We start from the raw sequence: 22667 nt of genomic DNA on the forward strand, positions 1-22667 counted from the left end.
GTTCGTTTGCCGGCACGCGATCAAGCGTCGAGCTTCGCTGGCTTCATCTTCGGCGTGAGCACGTGCATGACCGCCAGCGCGAGCAGGTAGGCCAGCGCGCCGATCGCGAACAGCACCCAGTAGTGGCCCGTGCGTTGCAGCACCTGGCCGATCACTTCCGAGAACAGCACGCCGCCGATCGAACCGGCCATCCCGCCGATGCCGACAACCGACGCAACCGCGCGGCGCGGGAACAGGTCGGACGCCGTCGTGAACAGGTTCGCCGACCAGCCCTGGTGCGCGGCGGCCGCGAGGCCGACGATCAGCACCGCGCCCCACAGGCTCTGCACCTGCGACACGAACGCGATCGGCAGCACGCAGCAGGCGCAGATCAGCATCGCCGTCTTGCGCGCGCCGTTCACGCTCCAGCCCGCGCGCAACAGCATTGACGACAGCCAGCCACCGCCGATGCTGCCGACCGTCGTCAGCGCATAGATGCACACGAGCGGCAGGCCGATATGCTGCATGTCCATCCCGCGCGACTCGTTGAGCCACTTCGGCAGCCAGAACAGGTAGAACCACCACACGGGGTCGGTCAGGAACTTGCCGATCAGGAACGCCCACGTCTCGCGCTTGCGGATCAGTTCGCCCCAGCGCGGCGCACCGGCATCCGCGTTCGCCGCGTCGAGCGCTTCGGCTTCGTCGCGCGGCTCGTCGTATTCCGCGGCGAGCGCGCGCGTGTCGGCCGTGCGATACATCACCAGCCAGACCGCGAGCCATACGATGCCGATCGCGCCGATGATCACGAATGCCGCGCGCCATCCGTAGGCCACCGCGATCGCCGGGATGATCGCCGGCGCGAACACCGCGCCGATGTTCGCGCCCGAGTTGAAGATACCGGTGGCAAGCGCGCGCTCGCGACGCGGAAACCATTCGGCCGTCGTCTTGATCGCGGCCGGGAAGTTGCCGCCCTCGCCGATCCCGAGCAGCGCGCGCACGGCCGCGAAGCCCATCACCGAACCGACCGCCGCGTGCAGCATCGCCGCGATGCTCCACACCAGCATCGCGACCGCATACGAGATGCGCGTGCCGAGCCAGTCGACGATGCGCCCGAAGCCGAGCAGGCCGATCGCATAGAACGCGGAAAACGCCATCACGATGCGGCCGTACTGCACCTGGCTCCAGCCGATGTCGTGCTGAAGCATCGGCGCGAGCAGGCCGAGGATCTGTCGATCCATGTAGTTGATGACGGTCGCGAAGAACAGCAGCGCACAGACGGTCCAGCGGTAGCGGCTGGCGGCCGCGCGCACCGCGCCGACGACGGCAGATTGCATGAGTGTCTCCGATGCGCGGCCGCGCCCGTCGCGCCGCTGGATGTTGTCTGTCCGTGACCGGCGACGGGCGCCGGAGCGGACGGCGGCCCGCCCCTTGCGTGGCACGGCCGCTCGTCCGTCGAGTTCTGGAAAACGTTTTTCAAAGGATAGGGCTTGGCCCGGTACCGTGTCAGTCGGGGATTTCGATGAGTCATCTCAAATCCGGCCGCGCAAAAAAGACGACTGTTTCGCAAAGTGGCATTAACCGTTTTTTCGGGATTTTCCCGTGTGCGAAAGGGGGCCATGACGCGAGCCGGCGCGTCGATACACATGTCCGATTCCAGCCGGAATCGGCGGCACGGATGGTTTACAGTCGTCTCATGCACCTCGATCCAGACACCTGCTACGACGCCCTGCTTTCGCGGAACCGCCGCTTCGACGGCTGGTTCTTCGTCGGTGTGTCGACGACGGGCGTGTATTGCCGCCCCGTTTGCCCGGTGAAACCACCGAAGGCGCGGAACTGCAGTTATTACCCGACCGCCGCCGCCGCGGAAAAAGCCGGCTTTCGGCCGTGCATGCGGTGCCGCCCCGAGCTCGCACCGGGCCACGGGCTGCTCGACCTGTCCGGCAATCTCGCCGACGCGGCCGCCTCGCTGATCGAGGACGGTTTCCTGAACGCGCACTCCGTCGATGCGCTCGCGCGGCGAGTCGGCGTGACCGAGCGCCATCTGCGCCGAATCTTCGCCGCGCAGTTCGGCGTGTCGCCGGTCGAATTCGCGCAGACGCACCGTCTGCTGATGGCCAAGCGCCTCCTGACCGACACCGCGCTGCCGGTAGCCGTGGTTGCTTCGACTGCCGGGTTCGGCAGCGTACGACGCTTCAACGATTTGTTCCGCCAGCGCTACGGTCTCAATCCGCTGCGCCTGCGCAAGGGCGCCGGCGCATCCGCCAGTGGCGACATGACCTTCCCGCTACCGTACCGGCCGCCGTTCGCTTGGGCCGAATTGATGCGCTTCCTCGCGCAGCGGCAGCTCGACGGCGTCGAGCGTATCGATGCGCACGGCTATGCCCGCGTCGTCGCCCTGCCGAACGGGCACGGCGACGCTCAGGTGACGGGCTGGCTGTCCGTCACGCACGTGCCGCAGCGGTTCGCGCTCGCGGTGACCGTGTCGCCCGCGCTGACGCCCGTCGTCCCGGCCGTGCTCGCGCGCGTGCGGCGGCTGTTCGATCTCGACAGCCGCCCCGACGTGATCGACGCGCATCTGGGCGAACTCGCGGACGGCTCGCCCGGCCTGCGCGTGCCCGGCGCGTTCGACGGGCTCGAGATCGCGATTCGTGCGATCGCGGGCGAACGATTGGCTGCGATGCAGGCAGGCGCCGTGCTGGCGCGTGTGGCCGAACGCTTCGGCACGCCGGTGGACCACGCACCGCCGGGGCTCAAGCATGCGTTGCCTTCCGCCGCGACGCTGGCGAGGGTGCCGCCGGCGGCGCTCGAAGCGATCGGCGCGGCGCGTGATGCGGCGCGGGCGATCGTGTCGCTCGCACGTGCAGTCGCCGACGGCACGCTCGCGCTCGAACCGATGGCGCCGCTCGATGCGACGCTCGCTGCGTTGCGCGCGCTGCCCGGCTTCGACGAACGCGCGGTGCAGTATGTCGCGATGCGTGCGATGGCCTGGCCGAACGCGTTCCCCGCAGACGACGCGTGGCTTGCGCCGCGCGCCGCCGCCACCGAGCGTCCGCGCAGCATCGCATCATCGGCGCCGCAAGCGGTGCGCTGGGCGCCATGGCGCGCGTATGCCGCACTGCATGTGTGGCGCCTTCATGGAGAAGCTTCGCGATGACTCCCGCTCATCTGATTCCGAGCCCACTGGGCGACATCGCCATCCGTATCGAAGACGATGCCCTGACGGGCCTCTTCTTCGTCGGCCAGAAATACTATCCGTCGCTCGGGATCGCACCGGATGCGGACGTACGCAACGCGTCGCCGCTCGCGCGCAAGGTTGCCGAAGAAGTCGCCGAATATTTCGCCGGCACGCGCGAAACCTTCTCGGTGCCCATTCATCTGCGCGGCACCGCGTTTCAGCGCAGCGTGTGGAAGGAACTGCTCGCGATTCCGTTCGGCAAGCTCGTGTCGTACGGCGACATCACCGAACGCGTCGGGCTGCCGATGAGTGCCGCGCGCGCCGTCGGCGGCGCGGTCGGCCGCAACCCGGTATCGATCATGGTGCCGTGCCATCGCGTGATCGGCGCGTCGGGCAGCCTGACCGGTTATGCAGGCGGCATCGATCGCAAACGCGCGTTGTTGTCGCTCGAAGGCGCCGGGTTCGCGCGCGGCGAGCGCCATCCGATGCAGCAGACGTTCGCGTTCTGACGCCGCGCGCCTGCCGTTCGACGTGTGTCGTGCGGTCTAGGCGTCGCCGCGCTTGCGCATCGCATGCGTGACCCGCGCGTTCGCCTCGAACTTCGCGCGATGCGTCGAGAAGAACGTCCGCACGTTGCGGACGTTCGATGCGCCGGTGAACAGCCGCCGCGCGAACGCGTCGTATTCGGCGACGTCGGCCAGATCGGCCACCACCACGAAATCCGGCCCCGGCGACACGCGATAGCACTGCGTGACCGCCGGCTCCGCGCACACGTAGGCCTCGAATGCGTCGTAGTCTTCCGCCGTCTGCCGGTCGAGGCTGATCTCGATCAACGCCGTGACGGCCGTGCCGATCGCGACCGGGTCGAGCACCGCAACCTGGCGGCGGATCACGCCCGCTTCCGTCAGCCGCCGCACGCGGCGCATGCACGTCGGCGGCGACGACAGCGCGCGCTCGGCGAGTTGCAGGTTCGACACCGATGCGTCGTCCTGCAGGATCGCGAGAATGCGCAGGTCGAGGTCGTCGAGCGTGATGCCAGCCATCGGCGGCTCCTTCCGGTCAGGTTCGTGAAATTTAATTTCAGCATAATAGCCGACGTCTCGTCTGCTTCATTTTCTTGTGTATTTTGAAATTTAATTCCACTCGACCGCTTCTACTATCGCTGTCATGGGTCCAGACAGGACATTTACGGAGCGCGATATGTGTGGAATTGTCGGGGCGGTGGCCCAGCGGGACATCCTGCCGAACCTCGTCGACGGGCTGAAGCGGCTCGAATACCGCGGCTACGACTCGTGCGGCGTCGTGGTCTATCGCGACCGTGCGCTGGCACGGGCGCGCAGCGTCGACCGCGTCGCCAACCTGCAGCGCGAGATCGCCGCGCACGCGCTGTCCGGCTACACCGGCATCGCGCATACGCGCTGGGCAACGCATGGCGCGCCCGTCACGCTCAACGCGCATCCGCACTTCTCGCCGAGCGACGACAACGCGCGCATCGCGCTGTCGCACAACGGCATCATCGAGAACTGCGATCAACTGCGCGCGGAATTGCAGACGCACGGTTACGTGTTCGCGAGCCAGACCGACAGCGAAGCGATCGCGCACCTGATCGACCACCTGTACGACGGCGACCTGTTCGACGCGGTGCGCCGCGCGGTCGCGCGGCTGCGCGGCAGCTATGCGATCGCGGTGATGTGCCGCGACGAACCGCACCGGATCGTCGGTGCGCGCGACGGGATGCCGCTCGTCGTCGGTGTCGGCGACGGCGAGAATTTCCTGGCGTCGGATGCGATCGCGTTGTCGGGCATCACCGATCGTATCGCTTACCTCGAGAATGGCGACGTCGCCGATATTCAGCTGCATCGCTACTGGATCGTCGACGCGGCCGGCCAGCGCGTCGAGCGCGCGGTGCAGCGGGTGGCCGCGCACAGCGGCGCGGCGGACCTCGGCTCGTATCGCTACTACATGCAGAAGGAAATCTTCGAGCAGCCGCAGGCGGTGGCCGATACGTTGCTCGATGTCGGGTCGATCATGCCCGAGCTGTTCGGCGACGGGGCGTGGCGCGTGTTCAACGACATCGACTCGGTGTTGCTGCTCGCGTGCGGCGGCAGTTATCACGCGGCGCTGACCGCGAAATACTGGATCGAGAGCATCGCGAAGCTGCCGGCGAGCGTCGAGATCGCGAGCGAGTTTCGCTATCGCGACAGCGTACCGAATCCGCGCACGCTGGTCGTCGCGGTGTCGCAGAGCGGCGAAACGGCCGACGTGCTCGGCGCCGTGCATGTCGCGAAGCAGCGCGGGATGACGCATACGCTCGCGATCTGCAACGTCGCGACGAGTGCGCTGATGCGCGAATGCGTGCTGCAGTTCGTCACGCGTGCGGGGATCGAGATCGGGGTGGCTTCGACAAAGGCTTTTACGACGCAGCTCGTGGCGCTGTTCTTGCTGACTTTGTCACTGGCACAGGTGCGCGGGCGGTTGAGCGATGACGACGAGAAGGCGCATCTGCGTGCGCTGCGGCATCTGCCCGATGCGATGTCGAAGGTGCTTGCGCTGGAGCCGCAGATCATGGGCTGGTCGGAGCTGCTCGCGCGACGCGACAACATGCTATTTCTCGGACGCGGGATGCATTATCCGATCGCGCTCGAAGGCGCGCTGAAGATGAAGGAGATTTCGTATATCCACGCGGAGGCTTATCCCGCAGGGGAGTTGAAGCATGGGCCGCTGGCTTTGGTCAGTAACGAAATGCCCGTCATTGCCGTGGCGCCGAATGACGTGCTCCTGGAAAAGCTCAGGTCGAACATGCACGAGGTCAGCGCGCGCAACGGCAGGCTTTTCGTGTTCGCGGATGTGGACTGCGGGTTGGTGCCGAGTGAGGGGATCGAGGTGATTCGGCTTAACGAGTACTACGGGCCGCTTTCGCCAATCCTGCATACGGTGCCGATGCAGTTGCTGGCTTATCACGCGGCGTTGGCGCGGGGGACGGATATCGATAAGCCGAGGAATCTTGCCAAGTCGGTGACGGTGGAGTGAGGGTGGCCGTGCGGTTTTTTCCGCCACGGCCACGCCGGCGCCCAATCAGAATCATCGCCTCGCACAAGAAAATCGCTACTTCGACAAACTCAGCTTCTTCGACAGCACGACACCGCTCGACGGGCTCACCAGCCGGATGGACTGGAGATCCATGTGCAACGTGGAGATCCGGGTCGTAATGTCGGTGGGCTCCTCGATGCTCGGTTCGGCGTGTTCGACTTGTTCGGTCAGGTAAGGCCGAACCAAGCGCCCGGAAAAAACGAGCGCGAAGTCGCCATGCGCTTGGGCGTACACGGCGGGCGAAAGCCGCATGCGGCTGCGAACCGTGGTCTTTTTCCCTTGCCCGGACTCGAGTTCGATGATGTCGACCTGCTGGATGTACCCTTTTGCCTTCGCTTCGGGTGCAATCACGAGCCCTCGTCCTCGCGGCCCCGTCGTGACCTTTCTGAGCAGGATGCTCGTCCGGTCGTCGCGCTCCGCGTCGAACAGGTCGACGTCCAGCGTCAGCAGGTGCTGCTGCGACCGGTACCTCAGTCCGTACCGCACCGGCACCACGAACGTCACGTCACGATCGAGATCGACGGCTGCAAGGTCGGGGTTCGGGCCATGCCGATCGGTGGCGCTGGAGACCAGGCCGCGAACCCGTGCACTCAAGGACGGCGTGGCAGCGCTGACGTGCTGCTTCTTCAGCGCATCCCGGATTGCAACCGGATCGTCGCCGACAATCGGCCGGCTGGGCGAGGTCTCGTGATCGGCAACGGGCGCGATGCGCGCCGTGCCGTCGACAGCCTCCGCCTCCGCATGCGCCGCCACTGGCGCCAGCATCATCGCCAAGGCGACGACCCACGCGAAGTTCGAACGACGCAACTCGGATTTGATGTGAAGCACGGCGAACTCCTGATTTTCTCGCAGATCGGTCAACGACGAGCACTATAGGGTGGATTGACCGGCAACGCACCCACCGTTTGAAGTTACCCATGGTACGGTCGCCGATCAATAGCCTGCCCCTCATCCCCGCCCATCCCCCCGCCGATACTCCGCCGGCGCCTTCCCCACCATTTTCCGAAAATCGCGCGTGAAATGCGCCTGGTCGAAATACCCCAACGCCTGAGCCAGTTCCGCGAGATCGACCGGCTCGCCGCCGGCGAGTTTGTCCGCGGCCTCATGCAGGCGATAACGACAAATCACCCACTTCGGCGACACGCCCACATAGTCGGAAAACAGTTGCTGCAGCGTGCGCTCGCTCAACCCCGCGCGCTCGGCCAGATCGCGCACCTGCGTGAGCCCGAGGTCCTGCTGCAGCATCTGCAAGATGGAATGAATGCGCTCGACCTGAGGATCGGCCGGCGGCAGCACCCGCAACAGCAACGCCTCCGCGGCGGCCACCATCCCGGCATCCGCCTCGGCACCGAGCACGGCGTCTTCGGCTTGCGCATCGCCACAATCGAGCAGCGTCGACACGGGCAGCACCTTGTCTGTGGACAAATGCACAGGCTTGCCGAAGAACGCCCGGAACGCCCCCGGCCGAAACCTCGAGCCCATCACCCTCCCGGCGCCGGCCAGCGTCGTCTCGAACGCCCCCGACACCACACCGAAGATCCCCGTCTGCCGCCGGTCGAACACCAGGTTGACGCATGGATACGGCAGCGTGCGCTGCACATACGGCGGCTGGTCGCGCAGATCCCATTCGACGATCCAGTGGTGATCCAGCACCCCGGCCAGTTCGGCACACGGGTAATAGCGATTCAGCCGGAAGCGCTGATTGAAGGCTTTCGGGCCGACGACGCCTTTGGGCGTCTCGGTCACGTTACGCAAGTCGGCCATGGTGACGAACCGTTGAGGTGACGGCGTGATGATGCACCGCCACAGCGGATTTTTCCAAGACGAAGCCGCACGGCCGTCCTACATTGGAATACTTGTCCCGAACGCACACCGGAGCCCGCGATGCCGCAAGACCGTCACCTGACCCTGTACCACTCGCCGCGCAGCCGATCGGCCGGCGCGCGGATGCTGCTCGAGGAACTGAGCGCCGACTACGAACTGCACGCGTTCGACCTCTCCGCAGGCAAACATCACGACGCCGAATACCTCCGCATCAACCCGATGGGCAAGGTGCCCGCACTGCGTCACGGCGACGTGATCGTGACCGAGCAGGCCGCCGTCTACATGTACGCGGCGGAACTGTATCCGGAAGCCGGCTTGTCGCCGGCGCCGGGCGATTCACTGCGCGGCCCGTACCTGCGCTGGATGATGTTCTATGGCTCGTGCTTCGAGCCGGCCATCGTCGACCGCTCGATGAATCGTCCGCCCGCGGCTTACTCGACGTCACCCTACGGCGACTTCGATGCCGTCATCAACGCGATCGATGCGCAACTGGCACAGGGGCCCTGGCTGCTGGGCGAGCGCTTCACGGCGGCAGATGTGCTGTGGGGCTCTGCGCTGAACTGGACCACGATGTTCAAGCTGGTGCCCGAGACGCCGCGCATGCGCGCCTATATCGATCGCGTGCTGGCTCGCCCGGCCATCCAGCGCGCGCAGGCGGCAGATGCGGCACTCGCGGCGGAGCAGGACAAGGCCAAGGAGGCAGCGTCCGCTGCGAGATAGTCCGGTGCGGGGGGGGGCGGACCTCGATGCATGTTCCGCCCCGCAACCCGTCAAAACATCGTATGCACCCCGACGCGCGCCACGGCCTGACTCGCTGAACTCGACGCCCCGTTCGGATCGAGCACGCCGTTGATCTGCGCGTTCGCCCCGCTGTTCGCGCGCTGATAATCCGCGGACACGTAAACCATCGTCCGTTTCGTCAACAGGTATTGAAACGCGACGCTGACCTGATGCGCGTGGTTGTCGTTCACAGCTTCGTTGCCCTTCATGTACATGTACTTCGCGCCGAGAAAGACATCCGGCCGGATGCGCCACACCCCACCCGCTTCGGCCATCCACACGCCTGCGTCGTTGAACGAATTGCGTACGGTGGTCAGCAGCGCCTTCGCGGTGACCGCGCCGAAGTCATAGTGCATCCCGACGCCCCAGTTGCGCACACTGGTCGACGGTGTGCCGGGCGCCGGACCATACTTCTCGTTCGTATAGGCCGCACCGACACCGAACGCCCCGGCTTCGTAGTTCAGCCCGGCACTCACGGTATTGTCCGCGCCGACGGAACCGGCCACACCGCCGAACGCATACATCACGCCCCCGGAAAACCCGGCAATCGTCGGCGAGCTGTATTTGACCGAATTCGCGACCGGCTTGCTGCCCGCCGTGCGGTCCCAGTCGAATGCGCCGGTCGGATTGCCCGGCAGCGCGAGACGCTGGAACGGGCCATTCCTGAACCCGTACAGCCCCGTAAGATCCATCGAGATCGCGTTCCCCTTCGCAAACAGGGAATCCACCATGAAGTCGTACTGATTACCCAGCCTGACGCCGCCGAACCGGTCGCTCTCGATGCCCACGTATGCGTTGCGCCCGAAGAGTCCGGTCCCGACGATGCTGCCGTTCGCCATCGAGAACTGGTTCACGAGCGCGAACGTTGCGTGATATCCGCCACCGAGATCTTCCGTGCCGCGCAAGCCGAACAGGTTCGGCGTGAAGATGCCGTCGTCGAACTTGACGTTCTTTCCACCAGCCTCGTTGCTGACATACGAGATGCCGCTGTCGATCAGACCGAACATGGTCACGCTGCTCTGCGCGTATGCACCCTGCGCGATGACAAGCATCGCGACTGCTCCAAACCTCAGTTTCATTGTGTCTCCGTCTTTTTTCTGTCAATGCGAACCGGTCGCCCACTGTCTCGCGGGTACTCGCCCGATGCTTCGTGAAACAACGACTTCCCCGGCCCGGCTTCGCATTCATCCAGGTCGGAAAACTGGTATTCGATTAGCTTTACTGATTGAATTGAACGAATGAAGTCCCGCTCATTCTCCATTTCATCCCGCGTGATTCGATTACCGCACGGCCCGATTTCCGCTGGGCAATCCGACCTTCCGAATCAAGCGCTCCGACAAATCACCCACGCCGCCGAATCCACCTCGACAGCCACGGCTTCCAGCCCGGCACCCGAACACGGTCCGTCGATGCACACGCCATCGTCGAACCTGAAAAGCGCGCTGTGATGCGCACACATCAGCACCTGGGATCGGTAACAGGAAACGTTGCCCGGCACGAAGTCGAGCGGAACCGAGAAATGCGGGCAACGATTCACGTAAGCCCACACCTGTTCTCCACGCCGCACGACGATGACAGGACGCCCGATGCACGCTTCGTCGACGACCCATGCCCCGCCATCCGGCACATCGGAGAAGCGGCAGAGTTGCGCGTCACCCATGACTCACGCTCTCCGCTCGGGATTGCCAAGGCTCCAGTCCCACGGTCGAACCTCCACCCGCGAGAACAGCCCTTCTTTCACGTACGGATCGTTGCCGACGAACTGCATCACCGCATCGATGTCGTCCGCCTCGACGACGAGCAGCGTGCCGTTCATCGCATCGCCCTGCGGATCGAGCGTCGGCCCGCCGAGCCGCACATACACGCCGTGCTGCGCGGCGGCGCGAAGATAGGTCCGATGCGTGGACCGCACGCGGTCGCGCACTTCGCGCATCCCGGGCTGGTCCGTCGCAAACACTGCAAAGAATCGCGCCATGTTGGTCAGTTCCGGTCGAGCACGAAGTCGTACGTCGCTTCGCGGTATGCGCCGCTCAATCCGACCCGGCGCGCGAGTTCATCGCCCGCCGCACGCGGACGATAGGCAACCATCAGCGACGGCTTCACGCCGAAGACGGCATCCGAGTTCAGATACGCGTCCTCCTCGTCGAACAGATGCGTGACGAGCTTGCGGTAGCCGGGCGCGTCGATCATGAAGTGCAGATGCGCGGGCCGCCACGGATGACGGCCGGTGGCATCGAGCATCTTCCCGACCGGGCCGTCGGTCGGAATCGGGTAGCTGACCGGCAGAATCGTCGTGATCGCATAACGGCCTTCTGCATCGGTCCGGTAGCGGCCGCGCAGATTGCCGTGCGGCTGCGCCTTGTCCTGCCCGGAATACATGCCGTTCTCCGCGGTCTGCCACACGTCGAGCACGGCGTCGCGCACCGGCGCGCCGTCGGTGTCGAGCACGCGGCCATGCACGACGACGGGCGTGCCGGGCGTGAACGCCATGTTCTCGCCATACGCGCGCTCGGGCATGCCTTCTATGTAGAACGGGCCGAATACGGTCGTTTCCGTCGCGCCGGTGGCGAAGCGATGATTGATCGCATCGACCAGCATCGACACGCCCAGCGTGTCCGACAGCAGGATGAATTCCTGGCGCACGACGTCGTCGCACATCTGCCCGGTTTCGGTCAGGAAGCGAATCGCTGCCATCCACTCGGCCTCGGTCAGCTGCGTCTCGCGCACGAACGCATGCAGATGCCGCACGAGGCTCTGCATCAGCACGCGCAAGCGCGGGTTCGACGTACCGTCGAAGCTGGCGACGACCTGCTCGGTCAGCCGCGTATCGCCGTCATCATGATGCTCATTCGTCACGTTCGTCTCCTGTGATGCAGCCGGCCGCTCAATGCGGCTCGCGCCCTTCCCACGCATGCTGAAGCAATTCGCGAATCGGCGCACGTTCGATCGGCCGCGGGTTCGCATACGGATTCCGGCAGGCGAGGTCGGCGGCTTCGTCGAGGCCCGCTTCCGGCATCCCGATGTCGGCAAGCGCCGCCGACTGGCCCAGTTGCCGATTCAACCGGAACAACAGCGGGCCGGCGTCGGCCGCGTCGGTGCCGCCCAGCGCCCGCGCGACACGGCGCAGCGCGTCGGGCGCCGCGGCATGGTTGTAGTGGGCGGTATGCGGCAACATCGCGGCGTGCGTCTGCGCATGCGGCAGGTTGAAGGTGCCGCCGAGCGTATGACACAGCTTGTGGTGCAACGCCATGCCGACCGCGCCGAGACACGTGCCGGCGAGCCATGCGCCATACAACGCGCGGCTGCGCATCTCGCGGTCGTCGGGCGCGCGAACGATCGCGGGCAGTGCCTCGCCGAGCGCACGGATCGACTCCTCGGCCATCAGGCTGATCACCGGGTTCGCATCTTCCGCGTAGAGCGCTTCGACCGCGTGCGCCATCGCATTGACGCCCGACGCCGCCGAAATCCCCGGCGGCAGCGACAGCGTCAGGGACGGGTCATAGAGCACCGTCCGCGGCAGCACGCGCGGATCGCGCCCGGTGCGCTTCAGCCGGCCTTCCGTGAGCCCGAAGATCGGCGTCATCTCCGAGCCCGCGTAAGTCGTCGGCACGGCGAGGATCGGCAGCGACGACTCGAGCGCGATCGCCTTGCCGAGCCCGATCGTCGAGCCGCCGCCAATCGCGATGCAGCAGTCCGCGCCCAGTTCGGCGGCCATCTCGCGTGCGGCACGCGCGACTTCGACCGGCACGTGCATCACGGCCTGCGCGCATACGCCGGCGGCGCGCTCGCCGAGCACGCCCCTGACCCGTTCTGCGAGCGGCTGCTGTTCCGGCGTCGACAGAATCAGCGCCCGCTGCACGCCGAGCGCGGACAACTCGTCCGGCAACCGTTCGAGCGCACCCCATTCGAACACGACGCGGGACGGCGTTCCCTGATAGACGAAGCGCTCCATCCCGGCCTCAACGCTTGAAGTGCGGCGGCACCTTGCCGTCGACGTTGACCCACACCGAGCGCGCTTCCGTGTAGTCGTGCATCGCCTCGAAGCCCATCTCGCGGCCGTAGCCCGACTTGCCGACACCGCCGAACGGGCTGCCCGGATTGACGCGCTTGTAGCAGTTGATCCAGCACATGCCCGCGTCGATCTGCGACGCCATCTTGTGTGCGCGGGAAAGATCGTTGGTCCACAGGCCGCTGCCGAGCCCGTATTCGGTCGCGTTGGCGATCGACAGCGCTTCCTCGTCGCTGCCGAAGCGCAGCACGGTGACGAACGGGCCGAACACTTCCTCCTGCGCGACGCGATCGGTGGCATGCTTCGCTTCGATGACGGTCGGGCGCACGTAGTAGCCGTTGGCGAGTGCGGCATCCTGCGGCGCACTGCCGCCCGCGAGCACGCGGCCGCCCTGCTCGCGCGCGACGTCGACGAACGACAGCACGCGGTCGAGGTGCTGCTTCGACGTCAGCGGGCCCATCTCGGTGTCCGGGTCCAGCGGGTTGCCGACGCGGATCGACGAAGCCAACGACACGAAGCGCTCGAGGAATTCGTCGGCGATGCGTTCATGCAGCACGAGACGCGAACCCGCGATGCACGCCTGCCCCTGGTTGTGGAAGATCGCCCACGCGGCGCCGTTGATGGCGGCATCGAGGTTCGCATCGTCGAAGACGATGTTCGCGCCCTTGCCGCCGAGTTCCAGCTGCACGCGCTTCAGGTTGCCCTGCGAGGCCTCGACGATCCGGCGGCCCGTTGCCGTCGAACCGGTGAACGCGATCTTCCCGACCCCGGGGTGCTCGGCGAGCCGCTGGCCGGCCGTATGACCGTAGCCGGGGACGATATTGACGACACCTGCGGGGAACCCGACTTCGGCCATCAGTTCGACGATGCGCAGCGTCGACAGCGGCGTGATCTCCGACGGCTTGAGCACGACCGTGTTGCCTGCCGCCAGCGCCGGCCCCATCTTCCAGCTCGTGAACATCAGCGGGAAATTCCACGGCACGATCTGGCCGACGACGCCGATCGGCGCGCGCTGCACATAGTTCAGGAAGCCGGTTTCGACGGGAATCACCGAGCCCTGCAGCTTGTCGGCCATGCCGCCGAAGTAGCGGAAGCATGCTGCCGTGCGCGGCACGTCGAGCGCGCGCGAATCGCGGATCGGGTGGCCGGTGTCCAGCGATTCCAGTTGCGCGAGTTCCTCGGCGTTGGCTTCGATCGCGTCGGCGAGGCGCAGCAGCAACCGGCCGCGCTCGGCCGCCGCCATGGCCGACCACGCCGGGAACGCCCGGGTCGCGGCTTCGACCGCCAGATCCACGTCCACCGCGGTGGCGGCGGCGATCTTCGTGATCAGCGAGCCGTCGTGCGGATTGAGCACGTCGATCGTGCCGCGCTCGACGGCGTCAACGAAGCGGCCGTCGATGAAGAGTTGGGTTTGCATGAATCGTCCTCGATTTTTTGCTGAAGTGCGGCTTAAAACTCGATCGGATACGGCGCCAGCTCGCCGCTCTCGTATCGCTGCGGCAGGTCCGGCGTCGCGTTTTCCCAGACCAGCAGCATCGAGCGCTTCGTCGAATAGCCCTGGTGGCGGATGTCGGCGGGCATCGCGCAGATGTCGCCGGCCCGCATCGTGATGCGCGCGCGCGGCGCGCCGGTGTTCTTGTCGCCGATGTCCCATACGATTTCGTCGGACAGCTGAAGGAACCATTCGACGCGGTCGTTGCCGTGGAACACCGGCAGGATGAATTCCTCGGTGGTCGGGCAGAACAGGCTGCGCCCGCACACGGACGTGACCGACGGATTCCACGTCACGTCCGAACGCGACAGGTACTTGAACAGGTTGAACGCGTGCAGTTCGCCTTCGAAGCCCGGCTTCACATGCACTTCAGGCTCGTCCTGGCCGACGTCCAGGAACGCGCGGTTGACCGGCAGATCGTCGCGCAGCGGCGAGTCGCCTTCGAGGCCCGGCATGCGGCGCGTCGCGATGCGCGTGCGTTCGATCGCCGCGCCGTTCTCGCCGTGCTTGCGGCCGAATGCCGTGCCGGTTTCCTCGGGTGCGGCGAACGGATCGAAGCCTTCGTTGGTCCAGTCGTGCAGCATGGCCTTGAAGGTCGCCATGATCGTCGGTGTTTCGAACGTCTCGGTGTAGTCGACGCCGGCTTCCTTCAGGATCCCGTTGAACGTGCCCGCATAGATGTCGACCTTGCCGTAGTGATTGCGCGTGCCGAACACGTGATCGAAGTTCACCCAGCCGTAGAAGAAACCCCATGCGACGTCACGCATCATCGCGCGCAGGAACGCGTCCGCGGGCATTGCATGCGTGCGCGTGCGGCCTTTCGCAGGCCAGCTGATTTTCACGAAGTACTCGTCGCGCTGGAACGCGAACGCGCCGAGCCGGAAGCGGCGGTAACCGGTGACGGCATCGGCTTCCGTGGCCTGCACCAGATCGGCGGCAAAGCCAGCGGAAAGATCGAGGGTCTCGAGGGTGGCCATAACGTGTCTCCTGGAATGTTTGAATGGGGCAGTCGGATGGATCAGCGCAGGCAGATGTCGGCCCACTTCTCGACGGACAGCTCCCCGAGCACGGTCTGCACGAGCGCGACGCCCGGCTTGCCGGCGGCGAAGCGATACGCGCAGCCCGCCGGCAGCAGTGCCTGATGCCCCTTGCGCAGGACGACGTAGCCCATCTCGCGGCCCGCCGGCTGCGTGCCGGCGCTCACGGTGCCGCGGCCGGTGGTCGGCGGGTTGTCGAGCTTGATGAATTCGATGCGGACTTCGCCATCCATCTGGATCGCGAACTCGTCGTGCGCGCACGCGAACCAAGGCGACTGGCCGTCGGTCCGCAGCACTTCGATCACGTATTCGAGGTTCTTGCCGGCGACGACCTTTTCGTAGGGAGCCGACTTCGATGCGATCTCGAATACGTTCGAGAAGGCGTAGTGTTTTGCGCTGCCGCTGGTGATTTCGATCTCGCCCTTGACATGGCTGTCGAGCGAGCCAAAGACGGTGTGGAATGCCGCGTCGGTCATTGCTGTCTCCTGAGTTGAACCGCTTGTTGGATTCAACTCTAGGGGCAAGGGCGCCCCTCAACAAGGCAACGGAGCGCGACTACGGCATTTGCGATTCGCGAATAATCGCTTCGTTCAGCGAACCCAGCCGCGCTCCAGCAGTGGACGGTCCCACGGCGACTCGTCGCCGATGTATTCGACGAGGAATTCGACCAGCGCCTTCACCTTCAACGCCTGTCGCTGCGTTGCGGGATAAACGGCGGCAAAGCTCAGCGGCGCGATCTGGAAATCGGTGAGGATGGGCACCAGCCGGCCTGCGACGAGCGCGTCGCTCGCAACCAGCGTGGGCAGGCAGACGACACCGCCGCCCGTCAGCGCATACTCGCGCAGCAGGTGCACGGAGTTCGAGCGGATCATGCCGGGCAACTCCATCTCGACGACCTCGTCGCCGCGCGTCAGGGTCCAGCGGTTGCGCGACGGATAGCCGGAATACAGCGCCGTGGTGTGCTGCAGCAATTCGCGTGGATGTTGTGGCGCACCATGCGCTTCGAGGTAGGCCGGCGACGCGCAGAAAAGGCGTCGCACCACGAACAGGCGCCGCTCGATCAGCGACTCGGATATCGGCGGGAAGATCTGGAACGCGATGTCGAACCCTTCTTCGACAGGGTCCACGACACGGTCATTGACGATGATGTCGAGCTGAATGCCCGGGTAGCGGCGATTGAATTCGGCGAGCGGCACACCGAAGTGATCGAGCGCGAAACCGGGCAGCATCTGGATCCGCAGCCGCCCGGTCGGCGTCGCGCGCAGTTCGCGCATCTGGTCGGTCAGCTCGTTGACGCGCCCGACCACCTCGGCGCATTCGCGGTAGAAGGTCTCGCCGACTTCGGACAGGCGCACGTGGCGCGTGCTGCGATGGAACAGCGGCGCGTTGACGAACTTCTCCAGCTGCTGGATACGGTTCGTCACGACCGAACTGGTGACCCCAAGCTGTCGCGCCGCTTCCGCAAAACTGCTCGCCTCCGCAACCCTGACGAATGCTTCGATGCTCAGAAACCGGTCCATACCGCGCCCTTTCCGAAAGCGAAACCGGCAGTCTAACCGCACCTGCCGGCCGGTTGGGTCATGCCGAACGCGTCACACTGTCACCTGGCGGGTGTCAATCCCGCCGACAGCCTGGCACGAGCATGACCGAGGGTACGTTACGGCTGCTTGCCTGCCGACAGCTCCGGCTGCAAGCCCACGCGACGCTGCAGCACGGCCGGCGCGGTTTCCCGCAGCAGCAAGCTGACCACGATGCCGAGCAGCACTGCCCCCATCGGCAGCCACAGGATGTTCTGGATCCCGAAGTGTGCGGCAACGTAGCCGCCCAGCGCCGGTGCGATGCCGCCGCCGAAGATCTCGCCGCAACCGACCACCACGCCGATCGACGTCGAAACGAGGCCGACGGGCGCGGCTTCGGTCGCCACGGGGCCCGACAGCAGCGACACCAGCCCGAGCGTGAAGAACGATGCGACGAACAGCACCGCGAACAGCACGAGCGGCTGCGGACCCAGCCCGCGGAACACGTAGAGCATCACCGCCGTGCCGGCGAAACCGACGATGCTCGCGAGGCGGCGGCCCACGAGGTCGGACAGGCCCGGCAGCCCGAACTGCCCGAGAAAGCCGCCGAAGCCGATCGCCGATACCACAAGGCCCATCTTCTGCGTGCCGAGCCCAAGGTAATCCGTCAGGTACAGCGGCAGCAGCGCGCCGAGCACGAACACGCCGGTCATCGCACAGCACAGCGCGCCCATCGCGACGAGGATGTTGCGGCTCTTCAGCACATGGCCGAGCGACGCCGGCGCGTGTTCCGACACCACCTCCCTCGCGCGCTTCGGTTCACGGATCACGAAGAACATGATCGCGCCGAGGATCAGCCCGGGAATCGCCACGAGCGCGAACACCCAGCGCCACGACACGACATTGAGCAGCTGCGTCGCGATGATCGGCGACAGCGCGAGCCCGAACAGCGCGAAGCCGCTTTGCTGCAGCCCGAGGTTCAGGCCGCGCCGCCGCGGATGCGACGCGTCGGCGGTGGCCGCGAAACTGGTCGGGCAGAACGAGCCTTCGGCGACGCCCATCAGAGCGCGAATCGCGATCAGCCCGAGCAGCCCGCCCGCGAGCCCCGAGAAGCCCGACAGCAGCGAGAACGCGATGATCGCCGGGATCAGGACCTTGCGGCGGCCGATCTTGTCGGAAATGCCGCCCATCAGCGCCGCGAAGATGCCCCACGACAGGCCGAGCACGCCGATGCAGTTGCCGACGTCCTGCGCGGTCAGGTGCAGGTCCTTCATGATCGAAGGGAACAGCGGCGCGATGAGCCAGCGGTCGAGGCCGACCAGCCCGAAACCGAGCGCCAGCAGCGTCACCGCCTTCCACTCATAGGAGGTATCCCACTCGTTTGCTTTCATGTCCGTCTCCGTGGACCGGTCCGCCTGCACGCGCCGGGGGCGTCCGTGCATGAGCCAGGTCCGTTGTCTTGTGTGTGCGATGCGACGTGCGTCGCGAGGAAGTGGCGGCCGCCTTTCCGGTTGCAGGCGTCGAATTCAATCAGCCGACGCCCGAACGATAGGTGCGCGCACGCAGATCGGGTATGGAACATCCGGCGAACGCGCCATTCGCGAAACGCAAATAATCGGGGCATCGGTGCGGGAGCCGTCAGCGGGCAGCGCGGAGCGCCCGGCGGCACGGACGAAACGGCGCGAATGCGTGCGTCACCGGGGGAATCCCTCATGGACATCGGCGGATCGTTGCCGGGTGCCACCCGGAGACAACAGGAGACGATTCCACTTAAATCAACGTCGATGGAATATTTTTCCACGCATCAGCGAAGCGCAAACCCATTTTGGATCCTTTTTCCCCGCTCCTCCTCGTATCATTTCTCCCGTTACGAAAAGAAAGAGCCAGAGAAGGACATGAGCGATACCACCCCGCTGCACTACCTCGACTACGCGGCCACCACCCCCGCGGATCCCCGCGTGATCGAAGCGATGACGGCCTGCCTGGGCGCCGACGGCATCTTCGGCAATCCCGCGTCGAGTTCACACGCTGCCGGCCGGCTGGCGAAGGAAAAGGTCGAGCACGCACGCGCGCAGGTCGCCGCGCTGATCGGCGCGGATGCCGACGAGATCGTCTGGACGTCGGGCGCCACCGAATCGAACAACCTCGCGCTGAAAGGCTATGCGGAGACTGCGACCGACAAGCGCCACCTGATCACGAGCCGCATCGAACACAAGGCCATCCTCGACACGATGGCGAACCTGTCGAAGCGCGGCATGACCGCGACCTACCTGTCGCCCACCGCCGACGGCGAAATCACCGTCGACGCCGTGGCCGCGGCGATCGGCCCCGACACGGGCCTGGTGTCGCTGATGCTCGTCAACAACGAACTCGGCACGCTGACCGACGTCGGCGCGATCTCGCGCATCGTGCATGCGGCCGGCGCGCTGCTGCACGTCGACGCCGCGCAGGCGCTCGGCAAGACACCGATCGACGTGCGCGCGCTCGGCATCGATCTGCTGTCGATGTCCGCGCACAAGGTGTATGGCCCCAAGGGCATCGGCGCGCTGTTCGTCCGCCGCGAGATCGCCGACCGCATCGCACCGCAAATCCACGGCGGCGGACACGAGCGCGGCCTGCGCTCGGGCACGCTCGCGACGCACCAGATCGTCGGCATGGGCACCGCCTGCGAGCTGGCCGCGGAAAAACTCGAGCGCGAAGCCGTTCGGATCGCGACGCTCAGCGCACGCCTGAAGGACGCGCTGTTCGCGCTCGGCGGCATCACGCACAACGCGGCGGCGGCACGCCGCATCCCGCACACGTTGAGCCTCACGGTCAACGTGCCGGGCTTCTTCCCGTTCATGCTCGGCGATTCGCTCGCCGTGTCGTCGACCTCCGCGTGCAACTCGACCAGCGGCGCGCCGTCCCACGTGTTGACCGCGATCGGCCTCGACGCCGAAGCCGCGGGCCGCACCGTGCGCATCAGCTTCGGCCGCTTCACGACGGAGCAGGACGTCGATTTCGCGATCGCGTGTTTCGCGCGCGCGCTCGAGCAATGCCGTGACGCGGCGGCGACCGGGTTCACCGCATCGCGACAGATCACGCCGGCGGACCTGAAGGCGATTTGCAACGCAGGCTTTCGCGCGGTGATCTGCAACCGGCCGGACGGCGAAAGCGCCGATCAGCCGGCATTCGAGGAAATCGCCGCCGCCGCGCGCGAACTCGGCCTCGACGCGCGCTATCTGCCGGTCGAACGCGACCAGATCGGCGATGCGGAAGTCGATGCGTTCGGCGCGCTGGTCGATGCGCTGCCGAAGCCGGTGCTCGCGTATTGCCGAAGCGGGAGCCGCGCCGGGATGCTGTGGAATCGCCTGACGGCGCGGCGGACCGCAACGGTCTGAGCGCAACCCGCATGTAACCGGGCATCGCCCGCGTTCGCGCACGAAGCCGACGGCACGGTGCGCGATCGCGCGGGCACGAGCACCGTCACCTGAATGTTCACGCTGAACAGGATCGTGGAGCGTCGCGCGGGCGCCCCGTACCAATCGGTGACCGGGATGAATTCGATACTGCGCCATTCCGCATCCATCTGCCCGTCTCCTGAAGACGCCTCTTCCGTCAACCCGCTTCGCCACGCGGGTTGATGCCACTCCAGCGGGCACTTTTTCCCCGGGTATCGAGGTTCGACAAGCGCGGACCATCCGCGATCCGTACGGATTTCTTACAAAACTTCAACCCGGCATGCCATGCCTCCGAACGGTGCATCCGCCCGGAGTTTCGGGTGCATTGCCGAAATCCGATAGCGCCGCGAGATTTGGCTTCATAACGTTCCCGCATCGGACCGGAAAGCGACTCGTCATTCACCCATGACGTCGCGTGCCGCCGACGAATTCCAGGAGCGGGCCGCCGTGCCGGGCCCGGGCAGCGATGACGGTCCTGCCATGCAGGACATTCGTGACGGAGCGAACATGGACGCGAAAATCCAGCCTGACTTGGGCACCGACAGTGACGTAAGCCTTCTCCACAAGATGGGATACGCGCAGGAGCTGTCGAGACGCATGAACGGCTTCTCGAACTTCGCCGTGTCGTTTTCGGTGATCTGCATTCTGTCGGGCGGCATCACGGCGTTTCAACTGGCGTTTTCCGCGGCCGGCGGCGCATCGATCGGCCTCGGCTGGCCGCTCGGCTCGCTGTTCGCGCTGATCGTGGCGGTATCGATGTCGCAGATCGCGTCCGCGTTTCCGACCGCCGGCGGCCTCTATCACTGGGGCGCCATCCTCGGCGGGAAGAAATGGGGGTGGATGACGGCATGGCTCAACCTGATCGGGCTGATCTTCGTGATCGCAGCGATCAACTTCGGCACCTACGATCCGTTCTTCAAGACGCTGATCGCACCGATGTTCGGCGTCAGTCCGGACAGCCTGACATGGTGGCATCAGACCGCGTTCATCGCGGTCATCACCCTGTCGCAGGCGATCCTGAACGCACGCGGCATCAGGATCGCGAGCAAGATCACCGACCTGTCCGGCTACCTGATCTTCGTCGTGACGATCGCGCTGGTCGTGTCGCTCCTGGTCTACTCACCGGTCGCGTTCGACCTGCATCGGCTCGTCACCTTCACCAATTACACGCACGTCGACGGCAGCGCCTGGCCGAAACAGAGCATGCCGCTCGCGTTCCTGTCCGGCCTGCTGCTGGTGACCTACACGATCACGGGCTTCGACGCATCCGCGCACACGTCGGAAGAAACGCACGACGCGGCGAAGAACGTGCCGCGCGGCATCATCGGCTCGGTGTTCTGGTCCGCGGCGTTCGGCTACGTGATGGTGTGCGCGTTCGTGCTGGTCATGCCGGACCTGACCGCCGCGATGAAGCAGGGCACCGGCTTCTTCGAAGCCATCCTCGCGCCGATTCCGAAGACGTTGCGCGTGTGCCTCGAGCTCGCGATGTTCTTCATCAACTACGTGTGCGGGCTCGCCGCGATCATGTCGACCTCGCGCATGATGTATGCGTTCGCGCGCGACGGCGGGCTGCCGGCGTCGAAGCTGCTGCGCAGCGTGAATCACAATCATCGGACGCCCGGGCCCGCGATCTGGACCTGCGCGGTGCTTGCAATCGTCGTCACGCTGTACGGCGACGCGTTCTCGGTGTTGAGCGCGGGCAGTGCCGTGTTCCTGTTCATCTCGTATGCGATGCCGATCGGCTCGGGGATGCTCGCCGAAGGGCGCACGTGGACCGAAATGGGCCCGTTCCGGCTGGGCATCTGGTCGAAGCCGTGCGCGCTGCTCGCGCTGGTGGGCGCCTGCGTGCTCGCGTACGTCGGCATCCAGCCGCCGAACGAGAAGGTGCTTTACGTGCTCGTCGCGTTCGTGGCAGTACTGATGATTATCTGGTACGGCTTCGGTGTGCGCACGACCTTCGCCGGGCCGCCGATGCTCAAGGACACGCGCAATGACGCGCGCATTCGCGAACTCGAGGCGAATGTCGATCCGAGCGTGTGACGCGACACCGATTCGCGCACAGCGCAAAAATCCGGCTCGCGGTGTGCGAGCCGGATTTTTTTTAGTCGCGTCGCAGCGAACGAGGTTCAACCGCGTTGGCGGTCGAACCCGATTGCCGCGTCTTAGCCGTAGACCGGGAAACGCTTGGTCAGCTCCGCGACCAGGCCACGAACGCGCTCGATCGTCGCCGCATCTTCCGGCGCTTCCAGCACGTCGGCGATCAGGTTGCCGACCGTCTCCGCTTCCGCCGGGCCGAAGCCGCGCGTCGTCATCGCCGGCGAACC

The 22667-nt window shown here is 65.8% G+C and carries 20 protein-coding genes and 1 pseudogene; 6 read left to right on the top strand and 15 right to left on the bottom strand.

The features are described 5' to 3' along the window. Window positions 1-20: 20 nt before the first annotated feature. Window positions 21-1313: an MFS transporter gene (locus BTE28158_RS24690; protein WP_151048263.1), complete on the bottom strand. Its 1293-nt coding sequence runs from the start codon at window positions 1311-1313 to the stop codon at window positions 21-23. A gap of 341 nt (window positions 1314-1654) precedes the next feature. Here BTE28158_RS24690 and BTE28158_RS24695 point away from each other — a divergent pair, with 341 nt between their 5' ends. Further along, window positions 1655-3133: a DNA-3-methyladenine glycosylase 2 family protein gene (locus BTE28158_RS24695; RefSeq protein ID WP_151048265.1), complete on the top strand. Its 1479-nt coding sequence runs from the start codon at window positions 1655-1657 to the stop codon at window positions 3131-3133. After that, complete coding sequence (locus tag BTE28158_RS24700; protein ID WP_059601035.1) at window positions 3130-3663, top strand: methylated-DNA--[protein]-cysteine S-methyltransferase; 534 nt, start codon at window positions 3130-3132, stop codon at window positions 3661-3663. The genes BTE28158_RS24695 and BTE28158_RS24700 overlap by 4 nt, the downstream gene beginning before the upstream one ends. Window positions 3664-3699: 36 nt before the next feature. On the opposite strand, the gene BTE28158_RS24705 is transcribed toward BTE28158_RS24700, so the two are convergent. Continuing rightward, complete coding sequence (locus tag BTE28158_RS24705) at window positions 3700-4197, bottom strand: Lrp/AsnC family transcriptional regulator (protein ID WP_124901492.1); 498 nt, start codon at window positions 4195-4197, stop codon at window positions 3700-3702. A gap of 157 nt (window positions 4198-4354) precedes the next feature. On the opposite strand from BTE28158_RS24705, the gene glmS reads away from it, so the two are divergent. Next, window positions 4355-6184 carry a glutamine--fructose-6-phosphate transaminase (isomerizing) gene (gene glmS, locus BTE28158_RS24710; RefSeq protein ID WP_151048267.1) on the top strand — a complete coding sequence of 610 codons (1830 nt, stop codon included), beginning with the start codon at window positions 4355-4357 and terminating at the stop codon, window positions 6182-6184. 75 nt (window positions 6185-6259) lie between these two features. On the opposite strand, the gene BTE28158_RS24715 is transcribed toward glmS, so the two are convergent. Together BTE28158_RS24715 and BTE28158_RS24720 are read right to left on the bottom strand one after the other, a co-directional pair. Beyond that, entirely contained in the window at window positions 6260-7072 is an 813-nt protein-coding gene (locus BTE28158_RS24715) for a hypothetical protein (protein WP_244108026.1), read from the bottom strand. A 120-nt stretch (window positions 7073-7192) separates the two neighbouring features. Further along, on the bottom strand, window positions 7193-8008 hold the full coding sequence (locus tag BTE28158_RS24720; RefSeq protein ID WP_151048269.1) for an AraC family transcriptional regulator: 816 nt from the start codon (window positions 8006-8008) through the stop codon (window positions 7193-7195). A 120-nt stretch (window positions 8009-8128) separates the two neighbouring features. On the opposite strand from BTE28158_RS24720, the gene BTE28158_RS24725 reads away from it, so the two are divergent. Continuing rightward, window positions 8129-8788 (top strand): glutathione S-transferase family protein, encoded by a 660-nt coding sequence (locus tag BTE28158_RS24725; RefSeq protein ID WP_151048271.1) that lies wholly within the window; start codon window positions 8129-8131, stop codon window positions 8786-8788. Window positions 8789-8838: 50 nt separating this feature from the next. Here the strand turns inward: BTE28158_RS24725 and BTE28158_RS24730 are convergent, their stop codons facing one another. From BTE28158_RS24730 to BTE28158_RS24775, 10 genes are all read right to left on the bottom strand, one after another. Then, on the bottom strand, window positions 8839-9927 hold the full coding sequence (locus tag BTE28158_RS24730; RefSeq protein ID WP_151048273.1) for a porin: 1089 nt from the start codon (window positions 9925-9927) through the stop codon (window positions 8839-8841). Window positions 9928-10172: 245 nt separating this feature from the next. Further along, the gene (locus BTE28158_RS24735) at window positions 10173-10508 is read right to left on the bottom strand and encodes a Rieske (2Fe-2S) protein (protein ID WP_151048275.1); all 336 of its coding nucleotides are present in this window, start codon (window positions 10506-10508) and stop codon (window positions 10173-10175) included. 3 nt (window positions 10509-10511) lie between these two features. Continuing rightward, window positions 10512-10823: a YciI family protein gene (locus BTE28158_RS24740; protein WP_059504020.1), complete on the bottom strand. Its 312-nt coding sequence runs from the start codon at window positions 10821-10823 to the stop codon at window positions 10512-10514. Window positions 10824-10828: 5 nt separating this feature from the next. Further along, on the bottom strand, window positions 10829-11704 hold the full coding sequence (locus BTE28158_RS24745; protein ID WP_151048277.1) for an intradiol ring-cleavage dioxygenase: 876 nt from the start codon (window positions 11702-11704) through the stop codon (window positions 10829-10831). Between the two features lie 28 nt (window positions 11705-11732). Continuing rightward, window positions 11733-12800: a maleylacetate reductase gene (locus BTE28158_RS24750; RefSeq protein ID WP_151048279.1), complete on the bottom strand. Its 1068-nt coding sequence runs from the start codon at window positions 12798-12800 to the stop codon at window positions 11733-11735. Between the two features lie 7 nt (window positions 12801-12807). After that, on the bottom strand, window positions 12808-14274 hold the full coding sequence (locus BTE28158_RS24755; protein WP_151048281.1) for an aldehyde dehydrogenase family protein: 1467 nt from the start codon (window positions 14272-14274) through the stop codon (window positions 12808-12810). A gap of 32 nt (window positions 14275-14306) precedes the next feature. Then, window positions 14307-15326 (bottom strand): hydroxyquinol 1,2-dioxygenase, encoded by a 1020-nt coding sequence (locus BTE28158_RS24760; RefSeq protein WP_151048284.1) that lies wholly within the window; start codon window positions 15324-15326, stop codon window positions 14307-14309. A gap of 41 nt (window positions 15327-15367) precedes the next feature. Continuing rightward, window positions 15368-15862: a cupin domain-containing protein gene (locus BTE28158_RS24765; protein WP_151048286.1), complete on the bottom strand. Its 495-nt coding sequence runs from the start codon at window positions 15860-15862 to the stop codon at window positions 15368-15370. A gap of 114 nt (window positions 15863-15976) precedes the next feature. After that, the gene (locus BTE28158_RS24770; protein ID WP_059601009.1) at window positions 15977-16906 is read right to left on the bottom strand and encodes a LysR family transcriptional regulator; all 930 of its coding nucleotides are present in this window, start codon (window positions 16904-16906) and stop codon (window positions 15977-15979) included. A 137-nt stretch (window positions 16907-17043) separates the two neighbouring features. Then, on the bottom strand, window positions 17044-18294 hold the full coding sequence (locus BTE28158_RS24775) for an MFS transporter (RefSeq protein WP_151048287.1): 1251 nt from the start codon (window positions 18292-18294) through the stop codon (window positions 17044-17046). Window positions 18295-18798: 504 nt separating this feature from the next. On the opposite strand from BTE28158_RS24775, the gene BTE28158_RS24780 reads away from it, so the two are divergent. Both BTE28158_RS24780 and BTE28158_RS24785 read left to right on the top strand, forming a co-directional pair. Further along, window positions 18799-20283, top strand: a complete 1485-nt coding sequence (locus BTE28158_RS24780) for an aminotransferase class V-fold PLP-dependent enzyme (protein WP_151048289.1) — start codon at window positions 18799-18801, stop codon at window positions 20281-20283. A gap of 567 nt (window positions 20284-20850) precedes the next feature. Then, window positions 20851-22383 carry an amino acid permease gene (locus tag BTE28158_RS24785; protein ID WP_151048290.1) on the top strand — a complete coding sequence of 511 codons (1533 nt, stop codon included), beginning with the start codon at window positions 20851-20853 and terminating at the stop codon, window positions 22381-22383. A 122-nt stretch (window positions 22384-22505) separates the two neighbouring features. Here the strand turns inward: BTE28158_RS24785 and glyA are convergent. Continuing rightward, window positions 22506-22667: pseudogene (gene glyA / locus BTE28158_RS24790) on the bottom strand (serine hydroxymethyltransferase); the annotation flags it as partial.

Source organism: Burkholderia diffusa, assembly GCF_902499115.1.
GTDB lineage: Bacteria > Pseudomonadota > Gammaproteobacteria > Burkholderiales > Burkholderiaceae > Burkholderia > Burkholderia diffusa.